Genomic DNA, 22660 nt, shown 5'->3' with positions numbered 1-22660 from the left:
GAAATCATCCCGGACACCGTATTCAGGGGAGTTTTGCGATATTCGCTTTGATGACTTCGGCGGAGTATCTGAATTTCGCCAGTTCATCATCGGCTAACTGTAATTCGATAATTTGTTGAACACCGCTTTGAGTCAGCACCGCCGGTACGCCGATGGCGACGCCGTCAACGCCGTATTCCCCCTCCAGTACGCAGGAGATGGCCAGCGCCCGATGGCTTCCGGTGAAGACGTTCCGGCAAATTTCCGCAATGGTTCCGGCAATACCATATTCAGTGCAGCCTTTGCGGTTATAGATTTCAAACCCATGTTTGCGCACTTTTTCCGCCATCGCCTCGACGTCCAGGATTTTACCCGTACGGCGTTGATAAACATCCGCAATCGGAGAACCGTAGACGGAGGAGTGGGACCAGACCGGGAATTGCGTATCGCCATGCTCTCCCAGAATAAAGGCATCGATGCTTTGCGCGCCGATATCCAGTTCCTGCGCCAGCGCGCGCCGTAAACGGGTGGTGTCCAGCCAGACGCCAGTGCCGATTACCTGGCTGCGCGGCAGGCCTGATAGCGTCCATACCTGCCAGGTAATGATATCGCAAGGATTGGTGGCGATAAGAAAGATGCCGTTAAAGCCGCCATCCATCATTTCCGGCACGATCTTTTGGACGATCCGCGCAGTGTTGTTCAGCTCATCAAGCCGTGTTTGCCCTGGTTTTAATGCGCCGCCGGAAACGGTAATCACGGCGATATCGACATCGGCGCATTCACGCGCCTCTCGGGTGGAAATGGTCATCATCCCCGGCATGTAGGCCGCTGCGTCGGCGAGATCCAAAGCATGGCCTTCCGAGCGATCTCTGTTCAAATCGACCAGAATCAGTTCTTCACAAATATTCTGATTGAGCAGAGCGTAAGCTGCTGATGCGCCAACATTACCTGCCCCAATGATCATCACTTTACGCGCTTTGGTGTTCATGACTGTTCCATATCCGTTTTCGTCTTGCGCAGTATAAAACGCTTCTCCCGGCAGTCGTAGCCCCAAACCCATAGGATAATGCTATGGCTGCGAGGACGGATTCAGCAGGGCGATAAACGCGTCCAGTTGACGGGTCATTGCCCCGCGACGCCACACAAGCCAGGTGTCCAGCCATCGCCACTCTTCGCTCAACGGCCAGGCTTCAACCTGATGATGCCCGGGCATACTTTCCAGCATGGTACGAGGGATCAGCGCGATGCCCGCTCCGGCGATAACGCATGCCAGCATGCCGTGGTACGACTCCATTTCATGAATGGTGCCGGGCATCGCGCGATCGGCATGAAACCAGCTTTCAAAGTGACGGCGATAAGAGCAGTTTGCGCGAAAGGCGTAGATATTGCTGCCATTCACGTCTTTTGCCTGCCGTACGGGGGAATGCCCATGAGGGGCGACAATCATCATCTCTTCACGGTATACCGGCATACCTTCAAGACCCGGATGAGTAATCGGGCCATCAACAAACGCTGCGTTAAGTCTGCCTTCCAGAACGCCTTCGAGCATTGTCCCGGAAGGCCCGGTAGAGAGGGCGAACTGGATTTTGGGGTAACGCTGATTGTACCCGGCAAGCGTGGCCGGGATGCGTACCGCTGCGGTGCTTTCCAGCGCGCCGAGTGAAAACAGTCCCTGAGGTTCATCACCGGCGACCACCATTCGCGCTTCATCAACCAGCGCCAGGATCTGCTGGCTGTAGCGCAGAAAGTTATGTCCGGCGGGAGAAAGGCGCAGCCGCTGACTTTCACGAATAAACAGATCCACGCCAAGATCGGCCTCAAGCTGGCGGATTCGCGTAGTGAGGTTCGACGGGACGCGATGCACCTTCGCCGCCGCCTGCGTAATACTGCCGGTTTCGGCCACGGCATTGAACATTTCCAGCTGAGTCAGATCCATGATTTTCTCTTTTTGTGAACGCAGTGCTTAATATTATTCATTTTTCAGAAAGAGTAAATGCGCCCATTATGCAGGCATATCCCGCAACGTAGAGAGACAAACCGATGACGATGACACCTGCTACACATGCGATTTCCGTGGACCCGACAACCGGTGAAACGCTGGCGATGATGCCGTGGGCCAGCGCTGATGATATTGAAAATGCGCTCACTCTGGCTGCCCGTGGATTTGAGGAATGGAAACGCACGACGGTGGCGTACCGGGCGCAGAAACTTCGCGATATCGGGCAAGCGCTGCGTAACCGTACAGAAGAGATGGCGCACAGTATTTCCCGTGAGATGGGAAAACCGATCCGGCAGGCGCGCGCCGAGGTGGCGAAATCTGCGGCGCTCTGTGACTGGTATGCAGAACATGGCCCCGCGATGCTTAACCCGGAACCGACGCTGGTGGAAAATCAGCAGGCGGTGATTGCATATCGTCCGCTGGGGACAATACTGGCGGTCATGCCGTGGAACTTTCCGCTCTGGCAGGTATTACGCGGGGCGATTCCCATCCTGCTGGCGGGTAACGGCTATTTACTAAAACATGCGCCGAATGTGATCGGTTGCGCTGAACGTATTGCGCAGATCTTCGCCGATGCCGATATTCCGGCGGGCGTTTATGGCTGGGTAAATGCCAGTAACGATGGCGTTAGCCAGATGATTAACGATCCCCGTATTGCCGCCGTGACGGTAACGGGCAGCGTGCGTGCCGGGGCCGCGATTGGCGCGCAGGCCGGGGCAGCGCTGAAAAAATGCGTGCTTGAACTGGGCGGCTCCGATCCGTTTATCGTTCTTAACGATGCCGATCTGGATCTGGCTGTTAAAGCCGCTGTCGCCGGTCGCTATCAAAATACCGGGCAGGTATGCGCGGCGGCGAAGCGCTTTATTGTTGAAGAGGGGATTGCCGGGGAATTTACTGAACGGTTTGTTGCCGCCGCCAGCGCACTGAAAATGGGCGATCCGCTGGCGGAAGAGAACGATCTCGGCCCTATGGCGCGTTTTGATCTACGGGATGAGCTGCATCAGCAAGTGGAGGCATCAATAGCAGAAGGCGCGCGTTTATTACTGGGCGGTGAAAAGCTCGCCGGGGAAGGCAACTATTATGCCGTGACGGTGCTGGGCGATGTGACGCCTGAGATGACGGCGTTTCGTCAGGAGTTGTTTGGGCCCGTGGCGGCGATTACCGTGGCGAAGAACGCCGAACATGCCTTGCATCTGGCTAATGACAGCGACTTTGGGTTGTCGGCGACGCTGTTCACTGCGCGTGATGCACTGGCTCAGGAGATGGCATCGCGCCTGGAATGCGGCGGGGTGTTTATCAATGGATACAGCGCCAGCGATCCGCGTGTGGCATTTGGCGGCGTGAAGAAAAGCGGCTTTGGTCGCGAGCTCTCCCATTTTGGCCTGCATGAGTTTTGCAACGTACAAACTGTCTGGAAAAACCGTCTGTGATCGTTCTGGCGTCTTCTTGAGGCGCCATGTCACATTACTGCAATAGTTCTGTCATTTTCTCTCCGTACACTCGCGCATAACGCATTGATACAGAAGAATATCATGAACTTAACGCAAATTTTTCGAGGCTTAATTCGTCGTTTCACTCCCCGCCAGTTTGGTCTGTTAACGGGAATATTTTGCATTATCGCGCTGTTTTCTATTTTGCAGGTTGCGTCATCCCTGATGCTGTCGTTTTCCGTGCGAGACGCTCAGCGTAACGAACAACGTAACCAGCAGGCACTGCTGCAACAAACGAAGGTGGATGAGGCGAGGGTAGCGCTGTTGTCCGCAAGCGATCTGCTGAACCGGGCGGGCGTTTACTTTATGCAGGATGCCGCAACGGGATCAGAAGGCAGCTGGCGCCCGTTGATGGATGAAGCTCAGCAGGCGCTGGTAGAGTCAAAAATGGCCTGGGATGCCTGGCTTGCAATGGCCCCTCATAAAGACGACGGCCTGATTGAGAGTTATCAGCGTTTTTATAGCGGTATTCAGGAACAGGCGGATGGTCTGAGCCAGACTAACGCCATCGACGCGTTCTTTGCAGTTCCTGTTCAGGCGTTTCAGACAGATTTCAATGAAAACTATGCCCGCTTTCAGCAAGAGAGCGGGCGTCAGACAGAGGGTGGCAGGCAGCAGCTGATTGCCAGCCTGGAAGGGTTGCAGCACCTCTTTTTGTTCATCCCGTTTGTGCTGGTGGTGATTGCCCTGCTGGTCTGGAGCGGCATGTCTCGTTGGGTTATTTCTCCGCTGCGCCGCCTGATCGCCCATATTAATATTCTGGCCGCAGGCGATCTGTCCGAACCGATGCCGAAGGTGAGCGGGTTTAACCGCGAGGTCGCGCAACTCAGTTCACGCATTGATGCGATGCAACAGGGGCTGAGGCAGCTGGTGCAGCAGGTGAGCGATGCCACCACCGCAATGGTCGGCAACATCGATCAGCTTGCGCAGAGCAACAAACAGCTTTATCAGCAATCGGCGAAACAGAGCGAAGAGTTAAGTAGTGTCACCTCGCATATCTCGTTTCTGGAAACGCATGTCGAGGACAATAGCGGCTTTGCCAGACTGGCTAATCAACGTGCAGCCGAGGCGCGTCAGGTAGCGGCTGGCGGCGATCGTATGATGGAAACCGTTAACCGTTCGATGCAGGCGATTGTTGAGCGATCGTCAGAAATGCGCGGGATCATCTCTCTGATTGACAGCGTCGCGTTCCAGACCAATATCCTGGCGCTGAATGCGGCTATCGAAGCGGCCCATGCCGGAGAACAAGGTCGCGGATTTGCCGTGGTGGCAAAAGAAGTGGGGCTGCTGGCCCGTAAAAGCAGTCAGTCCACGCAGAACATACAGGAACTTATCCACCACTCCTTGCAGGGAATCGAGGAGGGTTCACATGCGGTTAACCGACTGGAAGAAAATTTACAGCAGGTGATTTCGTTAGTAGACAATCTGGGCATACTGTTGAATGACATCTCTGGCGCCACGTTAAGCCAGGGGGACAGCATCCACCAGATGACGGGGCAGCTACAGGCGCTTAACCGTGCGGCGCAAGAGACCAGCAGCCTGGTGAATACCGCATCGGCATCATCGCTGCAACTGCATCATGAATCTCATCAGCTTCTGAACGCGGTGGCGCGATTTCGTCTTTCTGCCTGACGCCGCACATTCAGCTCTGTTATACTCGCAGGCCTTTTCAGACCTGCGAGCAAGGAGCACATTGTGGCCAGGGCCATGGACAATTCAATTTTAGAGACCATCCTTCAGCAGGTGCGCCCGTTGATTGGACAGGGGAAAGTGGCTGATTATATCCCTGCGCTGGCTTCTGTCGATGGGTCAAAACTGGGGATCGCCATTTGCACCGTTGACGGGCAATACTATCAGGCTGGTGATGCGCAGGAACGCTTCTCAATACAATCCATATCAAAGGTGCTGAGTCTGGTGGTGGCGATGCGTCACTACCCGGAAGAGGAAATCTGGCAACGTGTCGGAAAAGATCCCTCCGGGTCGCCATTCAATTCACTGGTGCAACTGGAACTGGAGCAAGGGATACCGCGTAACCCGTTCATTAATGCCGGCGCGCTGGTGGTTTGCGATATGCTGCAAGGGAGACTGAGCGCGCCGCGCCAGCGTATGCTGGAAGTGGTTCGGGCGCTTAGCGGCGTGTCGGATATTGCGTATGACGTCACGGTTGCCCGTTCTGAATTTGAGCACTCCGCACGCAATGCCGCTATTGCCTGGCTGATGAAGTCATTTGGTAATTTCCAGCATGATGTCACTACCGTTTTGCAAAATTACTTTCACTACTGCGCGTTGAAAATGAGCTGTGCGGAACTGGCGCGTACATTTGTTTTTCTGGCCAGACAGGGGCAGGCGTTTCACCTTGATGAACCGGTTGTCACGCCGATGCAGGCCCGACAAATCAACGCGCTGATGGCGACCAGTGGAATGTACCAGAACGCAGGCGAATTTGCCTGGCGAGTAGGATTACCTGCCAAGTCAGGCGTCGGCGGCGGGATTGTGGCGATTGTCCCGCATGAAATGGCGATTGCGGTATGGAGCCCTGAACTGGACCCGGCGGGCAACTCCCTGGCGGGTATTGCGGTACTCGAACAACTCACCCAACAATTAGGGCGTTCGGTTTACTGATGAACGCGCTTGATCCACTTTTTTCTCGCCTGTCACGCTCGCCATTTCGCGCGCGGTTTCGTCTTGGCGCAAAAGAAAGGCAGTATTGCTGGGATAAAGGCGCGCAGGTTATTGATCAACATGCCGCCGAGTTTATTGCTAAGCGGCTGGCCCCGGCTTTTCCGCGCAACGATGGTAAACAAACGCCGATGCGCGGCCACCCCGTATTTATTGCCCAACACGCGACGGCGACCTGCTGCCGTGGTTGTCTGGCGAAATGGCACAACATTCCCCAGGGAGAATCGCTGAGTGAAGAACAGCAGCAGTATGTTGTTGCCGTCATTCACCACTGGCTGGTTATCCAGATGAATCAGCCGTAAATCTCCGCGTCGTGAGAGATGTTAAAGCATAAAACAGTTTTGATTAATCGTGACTACTTGATCAAAACAGGGTTTCAATATCATAAAGTTTGCTAACCTGTTCTACCAATTCAAACAGGTTGTATGACTAATTAAGAAGGGAACCCATTGTGAAAACTCTAAACCGTCGCGATTTTCCCGGTGCCAGCTATCCTGAGCGCATCATTCAGTTTGGTGAGGGAAACTTCCTGCGCGCCTTTGTTGACTGGCAAGTTGATCTGCTGAATGAACATACCGATTTGAACGCCGGAGTGGTCATTGTTCGCCCTATCGAAAGCACGTTTCCGCCGTCATTGAGTACCCAGGACGGGCTCTATACCACGATTATTCGTGGTTTGAATGAAAAGGGCGAGGCGGTTAGCGACGCGCGTTTGATCCGTTCTGTTAACCGTGAAATCAGTGTCTATGATGATTACGATGAATTCCTGAAACTGGCGCATAACCCGGACATGCGTTTTGTTTTCTCTAATACCACAGAAGCCGGTATTAGCTACCATGCCGGTGACGCATTTGATGACGCGCCCGCGGTCAGCTACCCCGCGAAGCTGACGCGGCTGCTGTTTGAACGTTATACCTGTTTTGACGGCGCGCTTGATAAAGGCTGGATTATCATTCCTTGTGAACTGATTGATTACAATGGCGAGGCGTTGCGCGAGCTGGTACTGCGTTACGCTCAGGAGTGGAACTTGTCCGCTGCGTTTGTGCAGTGGCTGGATCAGGCGAACACCTTTTGCTCCACGCTGGTTGACCGGATTGTGACCGGATATCCGCGTGATGAAGTGACGCAACTTGAAGCGGAACTTGGCTATCACGATGCTTTTCTCGATACTGCGGAGCATTTTTATCTGTTTGTGATTCAGGGGCCAAAAAAGGTAGCGTCTGAGCTGCGTCTTGATAAGTATCCGCTCAACGTGCTGATTGTTGATGACATCAAGCCGTACAAAGAGCGTAAGGTCGCGATCCTGAATGGTGCGCATACGGCGCTGGTGCCCGTTGCGTTCCAGGCCGGGCTGGATACCGTTGGTGAAGCCATGAATGACCGCGACATTTGCGCTTTTGTTGAAAAAGCCATCTATGAAGAGATTATTCCGGTGCTGGATTTACCTCGCGACGAGCTAATGTCGTTCGCCAGTGCGGTGACGGGGCGTTTCCAGAATCCGTATATTAAACACCAGTTGTTGTCGATTGCGTTAAATGGCATGACTAAATTTCGCACCCGTATTTTACCGCAGCTACTGGCAGGGCAGCAGGTCAGCGGCGTTTTACCGGCGCGCCTGACGTTTGCGCTTGCGGCGCTGATCGCATTTTATCGTGGTGAACGTCGCGGCGAGACGTATCCGCTCCAGGATGATGCGCACTGGATTGAGCGCTATCAACAGTGGTGGCATCAACATAGCGACGGTCTTATCAGCACACAGGATTTGGTTCATACCGTGCTGGCCGTGGACACGCATTGGGAGCAGGATCTGACGCACGTTGCAGGTCTGGTCGAACAGGTCACGACCGACCTGGATGCAATCCTGACGAAAGGGATGCGTGAAGCGGTAAAACCGCTGTGCTAATCATCTGACCCGGCTGCGGCCGGGTTTTGTTTTCATGTTATTTAGTTACAACATACTTTTGAGGGGGAAATTAATCGCTGTCTGAAACTTCCGTGCGTTTACCCGTCAGGCAGAAAAGGGAGGGCTGGCGAAACAGGCAGACAGGGTGAGGGCGATGCGCTCAATGCGCATGAAGATCTTCATCCTGAGGCTCGTCAAATACGCCAGTTAACAACGCAACGGTAGGCGCATCATCAATTGCGCCTACTGAACTTCCGCAGTGAGAACAAAATGCCCGACTGGAGATATCCGAAGAGCGCCAGACCGCAGGCTTGTCTCCTTGTCCTGTCCACGTCACATCCTGAGCGTCGAACTCGACCCAACTGACCGAATATGCACCTGTATGTTTTTGGCAAATCGAGCAGGAACAGGTATGTGGATTTTTCGGCGCTACCGCCGAAAAACGGATAAAACCGCACAGACAGCCGCCAGTATAGACTTTGCTCATCGTCATTTCCGTTAAACATTCATTTCCCGACACTATCAGATGATCCCATACTCAACCAGTGATGAATGGCAGAAAGGAGAACAGACGCAGGATCATAATGACAAAGCGGGATCTGTGTTACAACGGAGGCTAAACAGATATCTCAATGGCTGGAAAACCGTGTCTATCTGTCTATTGGAATTTGCCAGCGACAGCGCATTTATTGCGTTTTTCCGTCAACACACGGGATTAACGCCAACGCGTTATCCACAGAAAGTTTTGGACGGAATGAGTGGATAACTCAGTTACAATAGAAGCAACGTAAGCATAATGAGTGGAAAATAATGTCTGCTATCGTCACGGAAAGATTCATTCTGCGCCCTCAAGCCATCACAGATTATGATGTATGGTATCCGATGTATTCAGACCCTAAAATATTTCATCTGGTTAATGCCCCAGGCTTTACGCCAGAAGAGGCATGGAACCGCCTGTTGAGAAACATCGGGCATTGGTCTGTTTTTGGTTACGGTATATTTTCTATTTTTCAAAAGTCTGACGGCACGTTTTTAGGCGAAACAGGGCTGGCTAATTTTCATCGTGGCATTGATGAAAACTTTGAGAACTGTGTCGAGGCATCATGGGTTATTTCACGTTCAGCTCAGGGGGCTGGCGTAGCAAAGGAAGCCGCTGTCGCTGCGCATCAGTGGTTTGTCCATTCGTTTTCACCTTCGAAGACAATTTGTCTTATCGCAAAGAATAACATTCCGTCCATTCGTGTTGCTGAGCATGTGGGCTACCGTATTTATGATGAATGCTTATACAAAGGCGCTGAGTGTTTAAAACTTGAATGCTTATGGGATAAATAAAAGCATGGGCCGTCGTAACGGCCCCGTATTCCAGATTACACTTCAGGCTCCGCCAGGTAGTGCCGTAAAGGGTGAATCTGATGTCCACGTTCGTCGAGATTTTCCGTTCTTAGCCAGACAGATATCGCACTGGATATCTTCGGCCACTCGGCGCTAATAATTGAATATGTTGCGATATCCACGCTTCTTGATTTTATGATTTGCTTATCACGTAAGATGCCTTCTTTCCGAAACCCAATTCTTTCAGCAGCATTCATTCCAGCATGATTAAGCGTGTCTGTTTGCCACTCACAACGACGATATTTAAGCACATCAAAAACATACATCAGTAAAAGATAAATTGCTTCCGTGCTTAAAAAGGTGCGTTTTATCGCTGGCGTGAGATGTACATATCCGATTTCCGCAACGCCATTATTCTTGTCTATATTAAAAAGGGCGAGGGTGCCTCGGGCTTTCGCGGATTTATTTTCTATTATGGCATAATATGAAATTCCGCCCTGACTGATGATGCGTTTGATATAGTCAAAGGTTGCTTGCCTTGTCTCGGGGCGTTCATCAGGAAGATAAGTCCAGTCCCGTGGGTCCTCTATACTATGCCAGCCCTGATAAAGATCATCACAGTGGTAAGTCGCAAGGGGCTGTAAGTGACAGTAACGGCCTGACAACTGGCGCGTGTCAGGTAAAATAAAATCAAGGTTACCCTCAAGATGTCTGCCTACATATTGACCGAAGATATTAAGCTCTTTCATACTCTTCTCCTTAAAATAATAACGACAAGGATTTAAACGAGTAATATCGGTATGTTTATGTGAGTAAGCGACAGGTTCCTTAGTATGTTAACAATAACTGATGGATGTACCCGATGAAAACATTATATATTAACCATAGCATATTTTAATCTTGCTACAGCACTTCTGAGCGCTTTGTGATAAATATCATATTCAGCATTATGTTGTGCGTTAACTTAAATTTAAGCCGTTTCAGGAGAGTGAATGAACTTGACCATACGTTATGCTGTACCTGCCGATACCCCGATATTGCAAACGCTGGGGAAGTCAAGTTATTACCATCATTTCAAAGAGTTATGGGATTGTCCTGTAGAGCTTCGACAATTTATTGACAGTGAGTACGCGCCGGACCAACTTGAAAATAGTTTAAATGATCCGTCAGTCACCTGGCTCATTGCGGAAAGCGATAAGCCAGTAGGTTTTGCAAAGATAAGCTGGGACCGTCCAGTTAGCGGTGGTAATCACTCAGGAGCGCTCTTAAACAAACTGTATTTTGCACCCGGAGAAACCGGTAAAGGATATGGCCGAATTCTTTTCGAAAAAGCCATCGAGATAGCAAGGCATAAGGAGCAGCATTTTTTCTGGTTGCAGGTTCTTAAGGGTAACGACAGCGGGCGTCGGTTTTATGAATCCCTGGGGATGCAGCATCTTGCGGATGAGGAATTCACAACGCCTAAGCAAAAAAACGTGTTACATGTATTCGGAAAATGTATTTAGACATCGCGGGAAGTGCTGGAGCTGTGAAACAGAGCCCCAGAATCAACGGAGTCGTGCTGGAGAAAGTGCTTCAGAGACTATAGCGGCCAGCACAAGGATGACTACAAAACCACAGATTCTCCCTTTATCCTCTTTAGTACGCATAATGTATATTATGTTAAATTGAATTTATGACGCCCAATACAGGCTTACTCCCTTGACTCATAATGCATCCCTCGCCTTTTCTGCACGCCTTCCATCGTGCCCTGTGTGAATTCTGCAAACTGTTGGCGGTTATCCTGCGTCAGATTTCACGTAGCGCACGCATTAAAAACCCGGCCACTGTGACCGGATAAGCCGACGGGACCTGCGTTTTTCACTATCTGGCGGCAATTACCGCATCTGCAATTTCCACAAAACCAGCACCTCCCGGGCCACGGGTAATCCACTGCGGAGGTTTCGGGATTTGATCAAGGTAATCTGATACCGTGCTCACTCCAACCGTATGTTCAAAGAATGAAAACATCGGCGCATCATTCGTCGAGTCGCCGCTATACAATACGGCAGAACGTTCGGCATCAATGTCGAGATCGTAAAAATCCCTGAGCACTCGTCGGGCCATAGATAACTTGTCATATTCTCCAGACCAGCCAAGAATCCAGAGATTGTTTACGGTGGTTGTAGCACCTGCTTGCGTCAATGCGTTAAGTATTAATGAACACTGATGGGCTTCTGGCGGTTTAGCAAAGGCAATGGACGTCATCCTGAAAGGTTGATCGTCGGCAAAATGAGCGGCAGGAATTTCCCTTTTTATCTGTTCCCCAATTTGCGTCAGGCGCTCAGCGACGTCAGGATATTTTTCTGTGCCGTGCCAGAAGAAACGCTCAATGCCATGACCGTCATTTCGCCTTCTGAAAAACACACCGCCATTTTCACCAATGACGCCATCAACTGGCCACATCCGTGCCATCTGGTCGCACCAGCCTGCGGGCGCGGCTGTGACCGGTATCACTTTTACTCCTGCATTCTGCAACCGTTCCAGCGCCATATAGGTTTCAGCCGCAAGGCGCCCCTTGTAAGTCAGCGTTTCATCCATGTCTGTGAGAACAAAACGCACATGTTTAAATGTTGACGAATCTGCGGAACAGATCTCTTTCATAAGCACACTCGAAGACTTGTAGATACAATAACTGTCTATAATTAAACGACTTATGGAATTGTTAAAGTCAAAATCGTACTAAGTTATAATTTTTATTGCGTTATTTCCGCCGCAGATTTCGTTGACTACCCTCTCCTTCTTCGCGATCCATGCGTAACAGACTTACTTCTCATTGATTTCCGCCTGAACCTGCTATACGCTTAGTTCACAAGGTGATGGTGTTCCACCTTTCCCAACCGCCGGTTCGCTCGAATCGGATGATGACGCCTGATATACAACTGTTGCTGTTTTTCTTAGGCATGTATGTCGGGTATCGCTATGAATAGTAAAACAACCACTTCATTACTTCCTGAATCTCATCTTTTTGAAAAGAAAGATGTTATCCATGCCTTTGACTATCACAACATCAGCAACAACGTAGCGCTCACCGGCTCTTGTTATGTCCATCGGCCCGTCTGCAACACATTGTTCATTTGCGATGCTGAACGTTTCTCATTACTTGAGAGGTGGCGTATGCATATGTACAAACACGCATTATTACTGGTCCAGAATGAAATCGATGGTGTGCTGTTGCTGCACCATGCTGAACGTCTGGCAAAAGAAATGGGGACTCAGATCACCCTCGGGCATATCAGTTCTGATTACCGGGAGCTGGATTACACGAGTGATGCTTTAACCCGGGATCGGCAATCACATGAAGTGATCGAGGCCAAAGCGATGCTCAGTCGCCTGGCGGAATCCAGCAGTATTCATGTGCAAGTGAAATCAATTATCAGCATTCAACGTTTCAAAGATGTTGAAGCGGTTATCCAACATGAGGATATCGACCTGGTCATGCTGGGTCATAAGAATCGCCTGTTTGGGGTTTTTTCCTCGTTCTCTTTTGAGTTCATCAATCATCTCTCGGTTGATGTGCTGATTAAACATATATCCACTCCATAAAATAAGGTCATTTCTATGAGCTATGAAATTGAACGTGTGATCGCAAGAGAAATTCTGGACTCCCGAGGTAATCCGACCGTTGAGGTCGAAGTCTCCGCCATCGGCGGCGGTGTTGCGCGCGCGTCAGTCCCTTCCGGTGCCAGTACCGGTTCGCGCGAAGCCATTGAGCGCCGTGATGGAGATAAGTCGCGTTTTGGCGGCAAAGGTGTATTGGGCGCGGTTCAGAGTATCAATACTGAGATCGATAATGCGCTACGGGGATATGATGTCCGCCGTCAGAAAGATATCGATAACTGCCTGATAACTCTTGATGGTACGGAAAATAAAAGTCGTCTCGGGGCTAATGCTATTCTCGGGGTATCGCTTGCCGTGGCGCGTCTGGCCGCGCAGCTATCAAACATTTCGCTGTATCGTTACCTCGGCGGCGTTGGCGCTAACCTCCTCCCGGTTCCTTGTATGAATATCATCAATGGCGGCGTTCACGCTCGCTGGCAAGGCGCCGATTTTCAGGAGTTCATGATTGCCCCCTGGGGCGCAAGCTCTGTTCGGGAAGCCATTCGCTGGGGTAGCGAGGTGTATCAGAATTTACGTCAGGTCTTACTGGAGAAAGGCTTGTCTACTGGCGTGGGCGATGAAGGTGGATTCGCGCCAGCCGTCTCGTCAAACCGGCAACCGCTGGAATTGATTGTCGAAGCGATCGAAAAAGCCGGTTATAAACCCGGCGAGGATATTGTTATTTGCATGGACCCTGCATCCAGCGAATTTTATTCAGACGGAAAATACACCCTGCGCAGCGAAAATGCGCAATTCGGTGCGGAAGAGATGACGCACTATTATGAGCGGCTGGTCAACGAATTCCCCATTGTTCTGATTGAAGATGGCCTGGCTGAAGATGACTGGGCTGGCTGGCGAATTCTGAGCGATACGCTTGGCAATAAGATTGAACTGGTGGGTGACGATCTTTTTGTGACTAACGTAAAATATATCCAGCGAGGAATTGATGAAAATCTGGCGAATGCCGCGCTGATCAAATTGAACCAGATTGGTACGTTAAGCGAGACAATCGAAGCAGTTCAATTGTGTCATGATCATCACTGGGGCAGCTTTATCTCACACCGTAGCGGAGAAACAATAGACAGTTTCATTGCTGATATGACGGTAGGCTTACGCGCCGGACACCTCAAAACGGGAGCGCCAAGCCGTGGAGAACGCATCGAGAAATACAATCAGCTAATGCGTATTGAAGATGAACTTGGCGATGCCGCCGTTTTCGCCGGTAAATCTGCCTTCAGAAAAGGTTAACGCTCTGAATCCTCTCCCGTATTCCGGTATACGGGAGAGGCATCAAAAACATCCCGGTACAGATCTTCGCCATAACTGATATCCAGAGGCACGCCTTCTGCTATTTTGTATGTCCTTTCTCCATCGTCGCGTCGTTCGGCGCACAGGTATACCGTGTCCTGGCGATCCTCCTGATAAAACGAACATGCAAATTCCGCAGTATGCGTAACAAAAAAGAGTTTCACGTTACTTTCTGCCAGTGCGGTTACCACGCCTCTGATGATTTCGGCCCCTTCCCGACTGTTTGTTGCAGAGAACGATTCGTTAAACAGCACCAGGTCATCACGTTGTAGAGCATCAACAATATCACTCATTCGTCGGAGCTCTTCATCCAGCTTTCCGCTGACCATATGGCTGTCTTCTTCACATTTGTAATGCGTGAATATCTGCCGACAAAGATCTGCGCTATAACATTCAGCAGAAACGAACATCCCCGTCTGCATCATTATCTGCGCCAGCCCGATACTGCGTAAAAACGTGGATTTCCCTCCCTGGTTTGCGCCAGTGATAATAAAAGTATTTTTATTATCCGTTCTTAATGTGTTGCTAACGATTTCCCGATCCGATGTCAGTGCAAGGCAGGGATCAAAGAGTGCCTCAAACACATGATGGCGTTCTCTTTGATATATCGGGACAGGAAAGCACAGTGGAATATTGCGTTTGTTTAAGGCCTGCGCAAGATTAAGGCATGAAATATAAAATCCTAATTCAGTGCGCAGTGACTTTAGAAAATTAAGCAAATGCGCGGTGGATTGCGCCATTGCGTTGGCGATCAATACGAGCCCTTCGTCCTTTAAGTCGCTTAATGCCCTGAAGCCATTTTCATCACGCGCGGCTAGCTGTACGGTGTAATGCGCTGGTCTTTTTGTCCAAAGACGCCGGAACCATCCTTTTTGCGGGGGATTGGGCCGCCTGAGTACATAGTCTTTGCCCTGATTACCCTGCCCTAATCGTGCGCTGATTAATACGCCTTTTTTGAAAGTCATCTGCTTCAGATGTCTTTCAATAGTACTCATATAATCATCGTTTAACTCCTGAACAAGCATCGAGAAAAGACGAACCATCCCCGGAGATTCAACGTGATGGATGTTTTCTTGTGCGATAATTTTTATTTTCTGTAAATAGGTCATCAGGAATTGGGTAAACGAAAGAGACTGATGCAGCACAGCGGAAGGATAATGACCAAAAACGCCGTAGTGGAGTTTCTCCTTTTCCATTTGCAGACATTCAACCACCACGTTATAGAATGTTCTGATGACGTCCTCGTTATACAGGCAATCCCGCAGAATAGCCTGCCTGTACTCAATGTCAGGAATGCCCGATAGCAGCACAGAACATGCCTTCCTGACGACAGAATAAAGAAAATCATCTCCATCAGACAACGCATGAAACAACACCGCCAGCTCCAGATCTTTCATGGCAAATTTGATGTTCTCTGGGATATTATCGTCAACGATAAAATCGTTATCTTTATACATCAGATACGCGTTCATCCGTTTAACCTCGTTTTTATCTGCTCATATGTCAGCCCATGCTTTATCACCAGCGTCGTTGACCATGCGATACCATCGGCCGGTTTCCTGGTGATTTTATAGGTTCTTAATGCCGCATTATTATGCTCAACCGTACTCATTAAGCTGACGATGGACGGGTCTAATGCCGTAAGCTCGTCGATAAACGTTACGCAGACACAAAGCGCATCGAGCATGACTATTTTCTTGATTACCCGTGTTCCCAGATAAATAGCGTCCCTCGATGTGGTTGACGTAAAAATCTCATTCATGATAATCAAACTGTGTGATGTGGCAGCATCAAGGATCGCTTTTATTCTCACCAGGTCGTCATACAGTTTTCCCCGGAGGTTATAAATATTTTCGCTTTTCTCAAAATGCGTAAAAATAGTGTCTGTCAGAAAGAGCTTTGCCTGCCTGGCAGGGACATAAATGCCCAGCAAGGCAAGAAAATGCAGTTGCCCTATCATGCGGGCAAAGGTGGTTTTCCCGCCCTGGTTGGGGCCCGATATGACGAAAATACGTTCATGCTCCTGGAAGCTGAAATCATTGCAGACAACCTTCTCCTTTTTCTCAAGGATGACCTCTGCAAGCGCGAGATCGAAAGCCGCAACAGCCGAAATAGCTTTTTTATCTCGTAGTACCTCCGGGATACAAAATGGCAGCCCTTTCTGCCGAAATTTTTCAATGTATTCCACAACAGCCAGATAAAACTGCACTTCACGTTCAAAAAGATCCAGCGTGTTATCTCTGTAGCGCCTGTTGGCATCTATAAACACATCAAGTTGATGAAACTCGGCGGGAAATAGTCTGGCAACACAATCCAGAACTTGTGCTTCAATATGGTTCATCCCGAAGCTGTGATGTCTACTCTCCACCTCGACATTCACATCATGCTGCTTAAACTTTGAGAACACATCGAGGATCTCATCGCTATAGTTTTTCTCCTGGTGATACTGTTCAACAATAATGGCGTCGCCTTTAATTTTCAGGCCGTACTGAACCGCCTCCAGACTTTTTCTTATCATAGTGGCGGTTGAATATAACCCGGTAAAATTTTCACTCTCGATATACTGACGAAGATAATGCCTGAAATTAATCATACCGTCGGAAGACAAAGACAGCGGCGCTATACGCTCATACAGCGCCGTAACGGCCTGGCAATACAACAAAATGCACTCAAGCTCCCAGCGCCGCTGTTGATAGAAGTAAAACCGGTTTGTTTTTTCTTCTGAAATCTCCCTGATATTCTTCATCTCTGCGGAATATGCCATTAGCGCCTTATAGAGCGCGTGTATTGTCACATCCTGAATAATTTCCTGTCGATAGAGGATATCCTCCAGACATTCAAGTGGTGAATAAAAGAAAGCGCTGATGCCGTACTCTTCCCGTCCCTGAACAATGCGATCGACGATTTTATCAAGATTCAGATCGACAAAATATGCAGGAGCACGATCGCCCGAAGGGGGGGTATGACGACGACCAGAGGCATACAAAACGGTAATAAATTGCAGCGATGTTGTTGAGGTACGGCGCATAATGACTCCTACACAATACACGTTGACTTGTCCACGCGGGGCAACGTCCAGAATGTGCAGGCATCATCAGCCAGAGGGCGGTTATGAGGAGGAATGCCATCTCCTGTAAAAAACGTAGCAATGAACTCTGTAATTAGCCAGATCTCGTGTAAGATTTTTTGGATTAACCAAACGGAAAATTGGCAAATATGATCATCAGCTCTCGTCACGCTCGTCTTGTCAGCAAAGTAAAAAAACGGGCTACGCTTGTCGCCACCGCGTTTTTACTTGCCAGTTGCGCCTCAAAACCTCCCGTTTCTCTGGTTACGCCCCCTTCTTCCGCGACGCCAGCCCCATCCCAGAAAAATCAGCAGCCGGTTCGTGGTATCTGGCTGGCAACCGTTTCGCGTCTTGACTGGCCTCCGGCCAGTTCCGTGAATACGAGTAATGCGGCGGTTCGGGTGCGTCAACAACAGAACGCGTTGATCGAAAAGCTGGATAAACTAAAAAGTCTGGGAATCAATACCGTGTTTTTCCAGGTCAAGCCGGATGGAACGGCGCTCTGGCCGTCAAAAATTTTACCGTGGTCAGATATGCTGACCGGAAAGATTGGTGAAGATCCGGGCTACGACCCGCTACAGTTTATGCTTGATGAAGCGCATAAGCGGGGAATGAAAGTACACGCCTGGTTTAACCCCTACCGCGTATCGGTAAACACCAAACCGGCAACGGTGGCGCAGTTAAATGCGACGGTGACGTCAAATCCGGCGAGCGTGTTTGTGCTGCATCGCGACTGGGTGCGCATCTCTGGAGATCGTTTTGTTCTTGATCCCGGCATTCCTGACGTCCGGGACTGGATCACCAGTATCGTGGCGGAAGTGGTCACACGTTATCCCATCGATGGCGTACAGTTTGATGACTATTTTTATACCGAAACGCCTGGCTCCACGCTTAACGACAATTCCACTTTTGCCCGATATGGTCAGGCGTTTGCCTCAAAAGCGGACTGGCGGCGACACAATACGCAACTGCTGATTGAGCAGGTGTCCCGCACGGTCAAAAACCTGAAACCGGATGTTGAATTTGGCGTCAGCCCCGCTGGCGTATGGCGTAACCGCTCGCATGATCCGGCAGGTTCGGATACGAGGGGCGCGGCGGCGTATGATGAATCCTATGCCGATACTCGCCGCTGGGTGCAACTGGGATTACTGGATTACATTGCGCCGCAGCTCTACTGGCCCTTTGCGCGTGACGCGGCCCGTTATGATGTGCTGGCGAAATGGTGGGCGGATGTGGTGAAACCCACGAATACCCATCTCTATATTGGCGTGGCGTTGTATAAAGTCGGCGAACCGTCAAAGAATGAACCGGACTGGATGATCAATGGCGGCGTCCCGGAGCTTAAGAAGCAACTGGATCTGAATGAATCCGTCTCACAAATCAAAGGCACAATCCTGTTCAGAGAAAGCTATCTTGATCGGCCGCAAACCCAGCAAGCGGTGAACTATCTGAAAAGCCGGTGGGGAAGCTAACCTCCTCCACACCCTCTTGTTCCGTGAGACTGACTCAGCCGTCATCCCTTCAGGCGGCTGATATTCCCATCAATCTGTTTTTGGATATAGTTCAGCGTATCGCTCGTGATTTGCCCCGGGTAGAGGTCGGTAGCAATTGCGCTGAACGTTGCCGCAACGTCGCAAATAGTCGCGATGATCTCCGCGACTCTGGGGGCTGGCAATTCGGCTTCCTGTTCACCCAGCGCCTGAAGATGCTTTCTTTCAATATCCAGAGCTTCACCCATCACATCCATCTGATGATAGCCGCCAGGCCCATCGCAATAGGTCACATCATAGGCGGGCGCCAGGGTCCATTGTCCATCTGTGGACATCAGATAAGCGAAGTTCTTCGGATGATCGTCCCGGTTGTTGAACACGACATTAAAGACCACTCGTTCGAAGGCAAGCGCTTTTTCCCGAATATCGTTGGTGCATATTTGCGTCGCACGTAAAAAACTTCGGTAGTCGAGCGAACCAGGCGTCTGGTAATTCGCGCCAGTGAAAGCGGCCAGACTTTGCATGGGCACGCGCATCCCTTGTTCACGATCAAAACGGCGGGTGGCGAATGCCGCTTGCCCTTCCGGCAAGGCGAAATACGTAACGTCAGGCGTCTGGATGCCGCATTTGCGCAGACACGCTGAATAGACGGCTTCAATGGCGCAGACCTCGGCATGTTCCTGTCTGGCCGGGAATTTGACCAGCCAGCTTTCCGCGCCTGCTAACGGCGAGGTTGTGAATTTTGACGTGACAGTGTCACGGTAGAGTAATGCTTTTGGCCGTGCCCCCTGTGGTGAACCGCCCATTTGCAATAATTTTTGCAGGAACTCCCCGCCTTCTCCGCTCAGAACCTCCTGCACCTCTGCGGCCAGCTGCACCAGCGGGATCTCTTCTTGCGAGGTGAGTTCGGCCTCAGCCTGTACCGGCTGGAATGTCATTGCCCCCATTGCGTTGCCGCCCACCCAGGTGAGCCGCTCCAGGGGGCCAATCCGGGCGGCATTGAGTCCCCTGCGTTTGAATAAGCGATCCATCAGCAGCATTCCCCAGCCATCAGGCAGAGCGTCGTAAACCGGCCCCGGAAGATGTAATTGATGAGCCGGAAAGTCCCTGCGTAATCGCGGCCCCTCAAGCGGTAATGTTAAGCGGGACAGCTCAAAACCTTTGCGAACGGCCTCGTCACTGTATTCAAAGGCGATGACTGGCCGACCGGTCAATGCCGTTGAGGAGACCAGCTTGCCCCAGAGCCATCGTTCCCCCCATCCTTCATAGAAGACGTCTATCTGCTCAGGCATCGCTATTTTTCCTCTTCACCCGCTGACGCGTCGCGCTCTTCTCATAACGTAAGATATCATCCAGGCTATCAATTTTGGGCTTGAACAGCGCTTTCAACGCGTCGCCATAACCTAATACCACCGCCACTCTGACCAGATTCTCGAAGCCCACATTTTTGCCTGCTTCAAGGTTTGAAACCGTATTGACGCCAACCCCCGCCCGGGCGGCCACGTCAGCCTGAGTCATCTGTTTTGCCAGGCGTTCTTTGCGTAACCGGTCGCAGAGTAGCGTAACAATCTCGGCTGGAGAACTAAGGGTTAAATCCATCATAGTGTCCCTTATCGCAATATTTCTGACGTAATACACAATATTATAGAGTTAATGTGCAACAAAGGCAAAAAGCATAAACCACTATATAATGGAGTTATTGGCTATTCATGGAGATAAAACACTAAATAATGGATTTAGTTATCTGACTGACACAAGCAGAACGTCTGCAATTTGCAGACGTTCTGTGAGGGAGAGAGAAAATTATGCCGCAGTGGGTTCAGGCAATCTGAATGAAGAGACCAGCAGCGCCAGTTGTTCAGCCTCCTCTTTCAGGACCTGGGTTCGCGCAGCGGCATCATCAATCAGCGACGCGTTCTGCTGAACCGTACTGTCCATTTCGGTTACTGCCAGCGTGACCTCAGAGACACCTTTACGCTGTTCTTCACCCGCCACGCGAATTTCACCCATCAATTGTCTGACCTGACGCACGTTGCCGACCAACTCGCCAAGACGATCCCCGGCGTTATGGATCTGCTGACTGCTGCTGTCTACGTGTGAGACTGATTCATCGATTAACGCCTTGATCTCCTGCGCGGCAGTGGCGCTGCGCTGTGCCAGCGTGCGCACTTCAGAGGCGACGACGGCAAATCCGCGACCGGCATCACCCGCTCGTGCGGCTTCCACCGCCGCATTCAGCGCGAGAATGTTGGTCTGAAACGCGATGCTGTCGATAACGGCGACAATTTCCACCATCCGGCCGGACGACGCGCTGACGTTATCCATCGTGGAAATCACGCCCTGCATGACATCGCCACAGCGGTTAGCCGTTTGCGCCGTGTTTTCGGAAAGCTCATCGGCTAACTGTGTATTCCCGGTATTTTGATGAACGGTCGCATTTAATTGCTCCATCGCCGACGCGCTTTCCTCCAGCGCGGCAGCCTGCTGCGTTACGCGGGAGGATAACTCCATATTACTGTCAGCCAGACTGACGGCGTTATTCGCAACCACCACGCTACTGCTGCGAACGGTAATCAGGATCGCGGATATTTTGTCCACAAAGAGGTTAAAGGCCTGAGCAATATCGGAAATCTCATCTTTACCCCGGACGTCCAGGCGGCGAGTCAGATCGCCTTCGCCCTGGGCGATATCATCCAGCGCGCGACGCGTATCGTCCAGACGAGAGATAAGACGGCGTACCACCAGCCAGGAGCCCACCAGCAGAATGGCCATGATCGGAATCAGCACTTCCAGTACATCCTTCATCATCACTTTTGCCAGCCCGACAACGCGTTCTTCAGGCGTCACCAGCCCAACGATCCACCCGGTATCCGCCATCGGGAAAAGTATCACCCGGGAAGGCCCGTCCAGTATGCCGTCGTGTGCAAGGGGAATGGTGGCGACATCGGCCGAGGCATTCAGCGTTTTCAGCGATCCGGCTACCGGGGCGAGCCAGTCAGAGGCTTTGACCAGGTCAGTAAACGTTTTAAACTGCGCGTGATCGGCCTGCGGGAAATAGAGGATTTGCCCCTGTTTATCCACCACAAAGGCATAACCGCCTGTGCTGTTCCCCTGCTGTTGCATAAAGGTGGCGACGTTATCCAGTCGGATATCGGTTGTAGCGACGCCGGCAAATTTCCCTGCCAGTTGATAAGGAATGCTACAGGTCACCATGTTAACCCCGGAAATCGTATCCTGGTAAACATCAGACCAGACGCAGCTGTTCTGTGAGTGCCCTTTCGCCTGGAGGTACCAGCTTTCGTTATGATAACCGCTTCCACCGGCAACGTTGTAGTCGTCGGAAAAGATCAATTTCCCTTCTGCATCACGCGCCCAGAAGAAACTGCGTCGTTCAATGCCGGGCGTAAAGGCATCCGGCTCCGGCCAGATGCCGCCGCCGGTAATGATGGAATCATTCTGTTCGCCAATAAGATGCGGAACGACATGCTGGTATAGCGATTCGTCGTTTGGCAGCACTTCGGCAAGACGCGACAGGCTAACCGTTTCACCTTCAATACGCGATAAAACAGTACCTAACTGGCGAGTCAGTCCTTGCCCTGTCTCCTCTATCAGGGCGGAGTTGATCTCAACAACGCGCGGCTGACCGCGCCAGAGCATAATGGCAACAATAACCAGCGTGGTCACTGCAAGCAGCGCAATCCCCCCAATCGTCAGACGGGTGGAAATACGTGATGGATACCAGACCATACAAACCCCTTATGTAAACGACTCTCT

Annotated in this window: 20 protein-coding genes and 2 riboswitches; of the genes, 10 read left to right on the top strand and 10 right to left on the bottom strand. The window is 50.9% G+C overall.

From position 1 onward, the window contains the following. Positions 1-22 precede the first annotated feature (22 nt). Both OGV83_RS15525 and ptrR read right to left on the bottom strand, forming a co-directional pair. Entirely contained in the window at positions 23-967 is a 945-nt protein-coding gene (locus tag OGV83_RS15525) for an L-lactate dehydrogenase (protein ID WP_049011690.1), read from the bottom strand. A gap of 81 nt (positions 968-1048) precedes the next feature. After that, on the bottom strand, positions 1049-1915 hold the full coding sequence (ptrR, locus tag OGV83_RS15520) for a putrescine utilization regulator PtrR (RefSeq protein ID WP_286463968.1): 867 nt from the start codon (positions 1913-1915) through the stop codon (positions 1049-1051). Between the two features lie 104 nt (positions 1916-2019). Here ptrR and sad point away from each other — a divergent pair, with 104 nt between their 5' ends. The 5 genes from sad to OGV83_RS15495 all read left to right on the top strand — a co-directional run bounded on the left by sad (position 2020) and on the right by OGV83_RS15495 (position 8050). After that, complete coding sequence (gene sad / locus OGV83_RS15515) at positions 2020-3408, top strand: succinate-semialdehyde dehydrogenase (RefSeq protein WP_286463965.1); 1389 nt, start codon at positions 2020-2022, stop codon at positions 3406-3408. Between the two features lie 102 nt (positions 3409-3510). Further along, positions 3511-5100, top strand: coding sequence for a methyl-accepting chemotaxis protein (locus OGV83_RS15510; RefSeq protein WP_286463963.1), 1590 nt, complete (start codon positions 3511-3513; stop codon positions 5098-5100). 63 nt (positions 5101-5163) lie between these two features. Beyond that, positions 5164-6090, top strand: a complete 927-nt coding sequence (gene glsB / locus OGV83_RS15505; protein WP_104868674.1) for a glutaminase B — start codon at positions 5164-5166, stop codon at positions 6088-6090. After that, positions 6090-6449, top strand: coding sequence for a DUF4186 domain-containing protein (locus tag OGV83_RS15500; protein WP_049010515.1), 360 nt, complete (start codon positions 6090-6092; stop codon positions 6447-6449). Before glsB ends, OGV83_RS15500 begins: the two co-directional genes overlap by 1 nt. Positions 6450-6598: 149 nt before the next feature. Then, the gene (locus tag OGV83_RS15495; protein ID WP_286463960.1) at positions 6599-8050 is read left to right on the top strand and encodes a tagaturonate reductase; all 1452 of its coding nucleotides are present in this window, start codon (positions 6599-6601) and stop codon (positions 8048-8050) included. A 160-nt stretch (positions 8051-8210) separates the two neighbouring features. Here the strand turns inward: OGV83_RS15495 and OGV83_RS15490 are convergent, their stop codons facing one another. Next, positions 8211-8537, bottom strand: coding sequence for a GFA family protein (locus OGV83_RS15490; protein ID WP_024130336.1), 327 nt, complete (start codon positions 8535-8537; stop codon positions 8211-8213). Positions 8538-8860: 323 nt separating this feature from the next. Between OGV83_RS15490 and OGV83_RS15485 the strand changes: the two genes are divergently transcribed. Continuing rightward, positions 8861-9382, top strand: a complete 522-nt coding sequence (locus tag OGV83_RS15485; RefSeq protein ID WP_058669102.1) for a GNAT family N-acetyltransferase — start codon at positions 8861-8863, stop codon at positions 9380-9382. A gap of 35 nt (positions 9383-9417) precedes the next feature. Here the strand turns inward: OGV83_RS15485 and OGV83_RS15480 are convergent, their stop codons facing one another. After that, positions 9418-10131, bottom strand: a complete 714-nt coding sequence (locus OGV83_RS15480; RefSeq protein WP_012132412.1) for a GNAT family N-acetyltransferase — start codon at positions 10129-10131, stop codon at positions 9418-9420. A 243-nt stretch (positions 10132-10374) separates the two neighbouring features. Here OGV83_RS15480 and OGV83_RS15475 point away from each other — a divergent pair, with 243 nt between their 5' ends. Beyond that, positions 10375-10887, top strand: coding sequence for a GNAT family N-acetyltransferase (locus tag OGV83_RS15475; RefSeq protein ID WP_275147429.1), 513 nt, complete (start codon positions 10375-10377; stop codon positions 10885-10887). A gap of 358 nt (positions 10888-11245) precedes the next feature. Here the strand turns inward: OGV83_RS15475 and OGV83_RS15470 are convergent, their stop codons facing one another. After that, positions 11246-12025 carry an HAD-IIB family hydrolase gene (locus tag OGV83_RS15470; RefSeq protein ID WP_071258321.1) on the bottom strand — a complete coding sequence of 260 codons (780 nt, stop codon included), beginning with the start codon at positions 12023-12025 and terminating at the stop codon, positions 11246-11248. Between the two features lie 202 nt (positions 12026-12227). Further along, a riboswitch (Fluoride riboswitch) is annotated at positions 12228-12302 on the top strand. 236 nt (positions 12303-12538) lie between these two features. On the opposite strand from OGV83_RS15470, the gene OGV83_RS15465 reads away from it, so the two are divergent. Together OGV83_RS15465 and eno are read left to right on the top strand one after the other, a co-directional pair. Then, positions 12539-12967 (top strand): universal stress protein, encoded by a 429-nt coding sequence (locus OGV83_RS15465; protein ID WP_012132409.1) that lies wholly within the window; start codon positions 12539-12541, stop codon positions 12965-12967. 15 nt (positions 12968-12982) lie between these two features. Continuing rightward, positions 12983-14269 (top strand): phosphopyruvate hydratase, encoded by a 1287-nt coding sequence (gene eno, locus OGV83_RS15460; protein WP_214143182.1) that lies wholly within the window; start codon positions 12983-12985, stop codon positions 14267-14269. On the opposite strand, the gene OGV83_RS15455 is transcribed toward eno, so the two are convergent. Together OGV83_RS15455 and OGV83_RS15450 are read right to left on the bottom strand one after the other, a co-directional pair. Continuing rightward, the gene (locus OGV83_RS15455; RefSeq protein ID WP_012132407.1) at positions 14266-15801 is read right to left on the bottom strand and encodes a MutS-related protein; all 1536 of its coding nucleotides are present in this window, start codon (positions 15799-15801) and stop codon (positions 14266-14268) included. The genes eno and OGV83_RS15455 overlap by 4 nt on opposite strands. After that, on the bottom strand, positions 15798-17357 hold the full coding sequence (locus tag OGV83_RS15450) for a MutS-related protein (RefSeq protein WP_230032114.1): 1560 nt from the start codon (positions 17355-17357) through the stop codon (positions 15798-15800). The genes OGV83_RS15455 and OGV83_RS15450 overlap by 4 nt, the downstream gene beginning before the upstream one ends. Positions 17358-17407: 50 nt before the next feature. Beyond that, a riboswitch (Fluoride riboswitch) is annotated at positions 17408-17470 on the bottom strand. A 75-nt stretch (positions 17471-17545) separates the two neighbouring features. Between OGV83_RS15450 and OGV83_RS15445 the strand changes: the two genes are divergently transcribed. After that, positions 17546-18868: a glycoside hydrolase family 10-like protein gene (locus OGV83_RS15445; RefSeq protein WP_214143183.1), complete on the top strand. Its 1323-nt coding sequence runs from the start codon at positions 17546-17548 to the stop codon at positions 18866-18868. Positions 18869-18909: 41 nt separating this feature from the next. On the opposite strand, the gene OGV83_RS15440 is transcribed toward OGV83_RS15445, so the two are convergent. From OGV83_RS15440 to OGV83_RS15430, 3 genes are all read right to left on the bottom strand, one after another. Beyond that, positions 18910-20178, bottom strand: coding sequence for a type II toxin-antitoxin system HipA family toxin (locus OGV83_RS15440; protein ID WP_115626690.1), 1269 nt, complete (start codon positions 20176-20178; stop codon positions 18910-18912). Then, positions 20171-20485 (bottom strand): helix-turn-helix domain-containing protein, encoded by a 315-nt coding sequence (locus tag OGV83_RS15435; protein WP_047463672.1) that lies wholly within the window; start codon positions 20483-20485, stop codon positions 20171-20173. The genes OGV83_RS15440 and OGV83_RS15435 overlap by 8 nt, the downstream gene beginning before the upstream one ends. A 204-nt stretch (positions 20486-20689) precedes the next feature. Continuing rightward, complete coding sequence (locus OGV83_RS15430; protein ID WP_230032113.1) at positions 20690-22633, bottom strand: methyl-accepting chemotaxis protein; 1944 nt, start codon at positions 22631-22633, stop codon at positions 20690-20692. Between the last annotated feature and the right edge of the window lie 27 nt (positions 22634-22660).

It is taken from the genome of Citrobacter sp. CK189, from assembly GCF_030333505.1.
GTDB lineage: Bacteria > Pseudomonadota > Gammaproteobacteria > Enterobacterales > Enterobacteriaceae > Citrobacter_B > Citrobacter_B koseri.
Note: the sequence above shows the minus strand (reverse complement) of the source record. Positions and strands in the feature narration are given on the sequence as shown.

What these genes read in the sequence shown, in the direction of transcription:
- OGV83_RS15525 (WP_049011690.1), bottom strand. Translation starts at nt 967, where the DNA reads ATGAACACCAAAGCGCGTAAAGTGATGATCATTGGGGCAGGTAATGTT.
- ptrR (WP_286463968.1), bottom strand. Translation starts at nt 1,915, where the DNA reads ATGGATCTGACTCAGCTGGAAATGTTCAATGCCGTGGCCGAAACCGGC.
- sad (WP_286463965.1), top strand. Translation starts at nt 2,020, where the DNA reads ATGACGATGACACCTGCTACACATGCGATTTCCGTGGACCCGACAACC.
- OGV83_RS15510 (WP_286463963.1), top strand. Translation starts at nt 3,511, where the DNA reads ATGAACTTAACGCAAATTTTTCGAGGCTTAATTCGTCGTTTCACTCCC.
- OGV83_RS15500 (WP_049010515.1), top strand. Translation starts at nt 6,090, where the DNA reads ATGAACGCGCTTGATCCACTTTTTTCTCGCCTGTCACGCTCGCCATTT.
- OGV83_RS15490 (WP_024130336.1), bottom strand. Translation starts at nt 8,537, where the DNA reads ATGAGCAAAGTCTATACTGGCGGCTGTCTGTGCGGTTTTATCCGTTTT.
- OGV83_RS15485 (WP_058669102.1), top strand. Translation starts at nt 8,861, where the DNA reads ATGTCTGCTATCGTCACGGAAAGATTCATTCTGCGCCCTCAAGCCATC.
- OGV83_RS15480 (WP_012132412.1), bottom strand. Translation starts at nt 10,131, where the DNA reads ATGAAAGAGCTTAATATCTTCGGTCAATATGTAGGCAGACATCTTGAG.
- OGV83_RS15475 (WP_275147429.1), top strand. Translation starts at nt 10,375, where the DNA reads ATGAACTTGACCATACGTTATGCTGTACCTGCCGATACCCCGATATTG.
- OGV83_RS15470 (WP_071258321.1), bottom strand. Translation starts at nt 12,025, where the DNA reads ATGAAAGAGATCTGTTCCGCAGATTCGTCAACATTTAAACATGTGCGT.
- OGV83_RS15465 (WP_012132409.1), top strand. Translation starts at nt 12,539, where the DNA reads ATGCATATGTACAAACACGCATTATTACTGGTCCAGAATGAAATCGAT.
- eno (WP_214143182.1), top strand. Translation starts at nt 12,983, where the DNA reads ATGAGCTATGAAATTGAACGTGTGATCGCAAGAGAAATTCTGGACTCC.
- OGV83_RS15455 (WP_012132407.1), bottom strand. Translation starts at nt 15,801, where the DNA reads ATGAACGCGTATCTGATGTATAAAGATAACGATTTTATCGTTGACGAT.
- OGV83_RS15450 (WP_230032114.1), bottom strand. Translation starts at nt 17,357, where the DNA reads ATGCGCCGTACCTCAACAACATCGCTGCAATTTATTACCGTTTTGTAT.
- OGV83_RS15445 (WP_214143183.1), top strand. Translation starts at nt 17,546, where the DNA reads ATGATCATCAGCTCTCGTCACGCTCGTCTTGTCAGCAAAGTAAAAAAA.
- OGV83_RS15440 (WP_115626690.1), bottom strand. Translation starts at nt 20,178, where the DNA reads ATGCCTGAGCAGATAGACGTCTTCTATGAAGGATGGGGGGAACGATGG.
- OGV83_RS15435 (WP_047463672.1), bottom strand. Translation starts at nt 20,485, where the DNA reads ATGGATTTAACCCTTAGTTCTCCAGCCGAGATTGTTACGCTACTCTGC.
- OGV83_RS15430 (WP_230032113.1), bottom strand. Translation starts at nt 22,633, where the DNA reads ATGGTCTGGTATCCATCACGTATTTCCACCCGTCTGACGATTGGGGGG.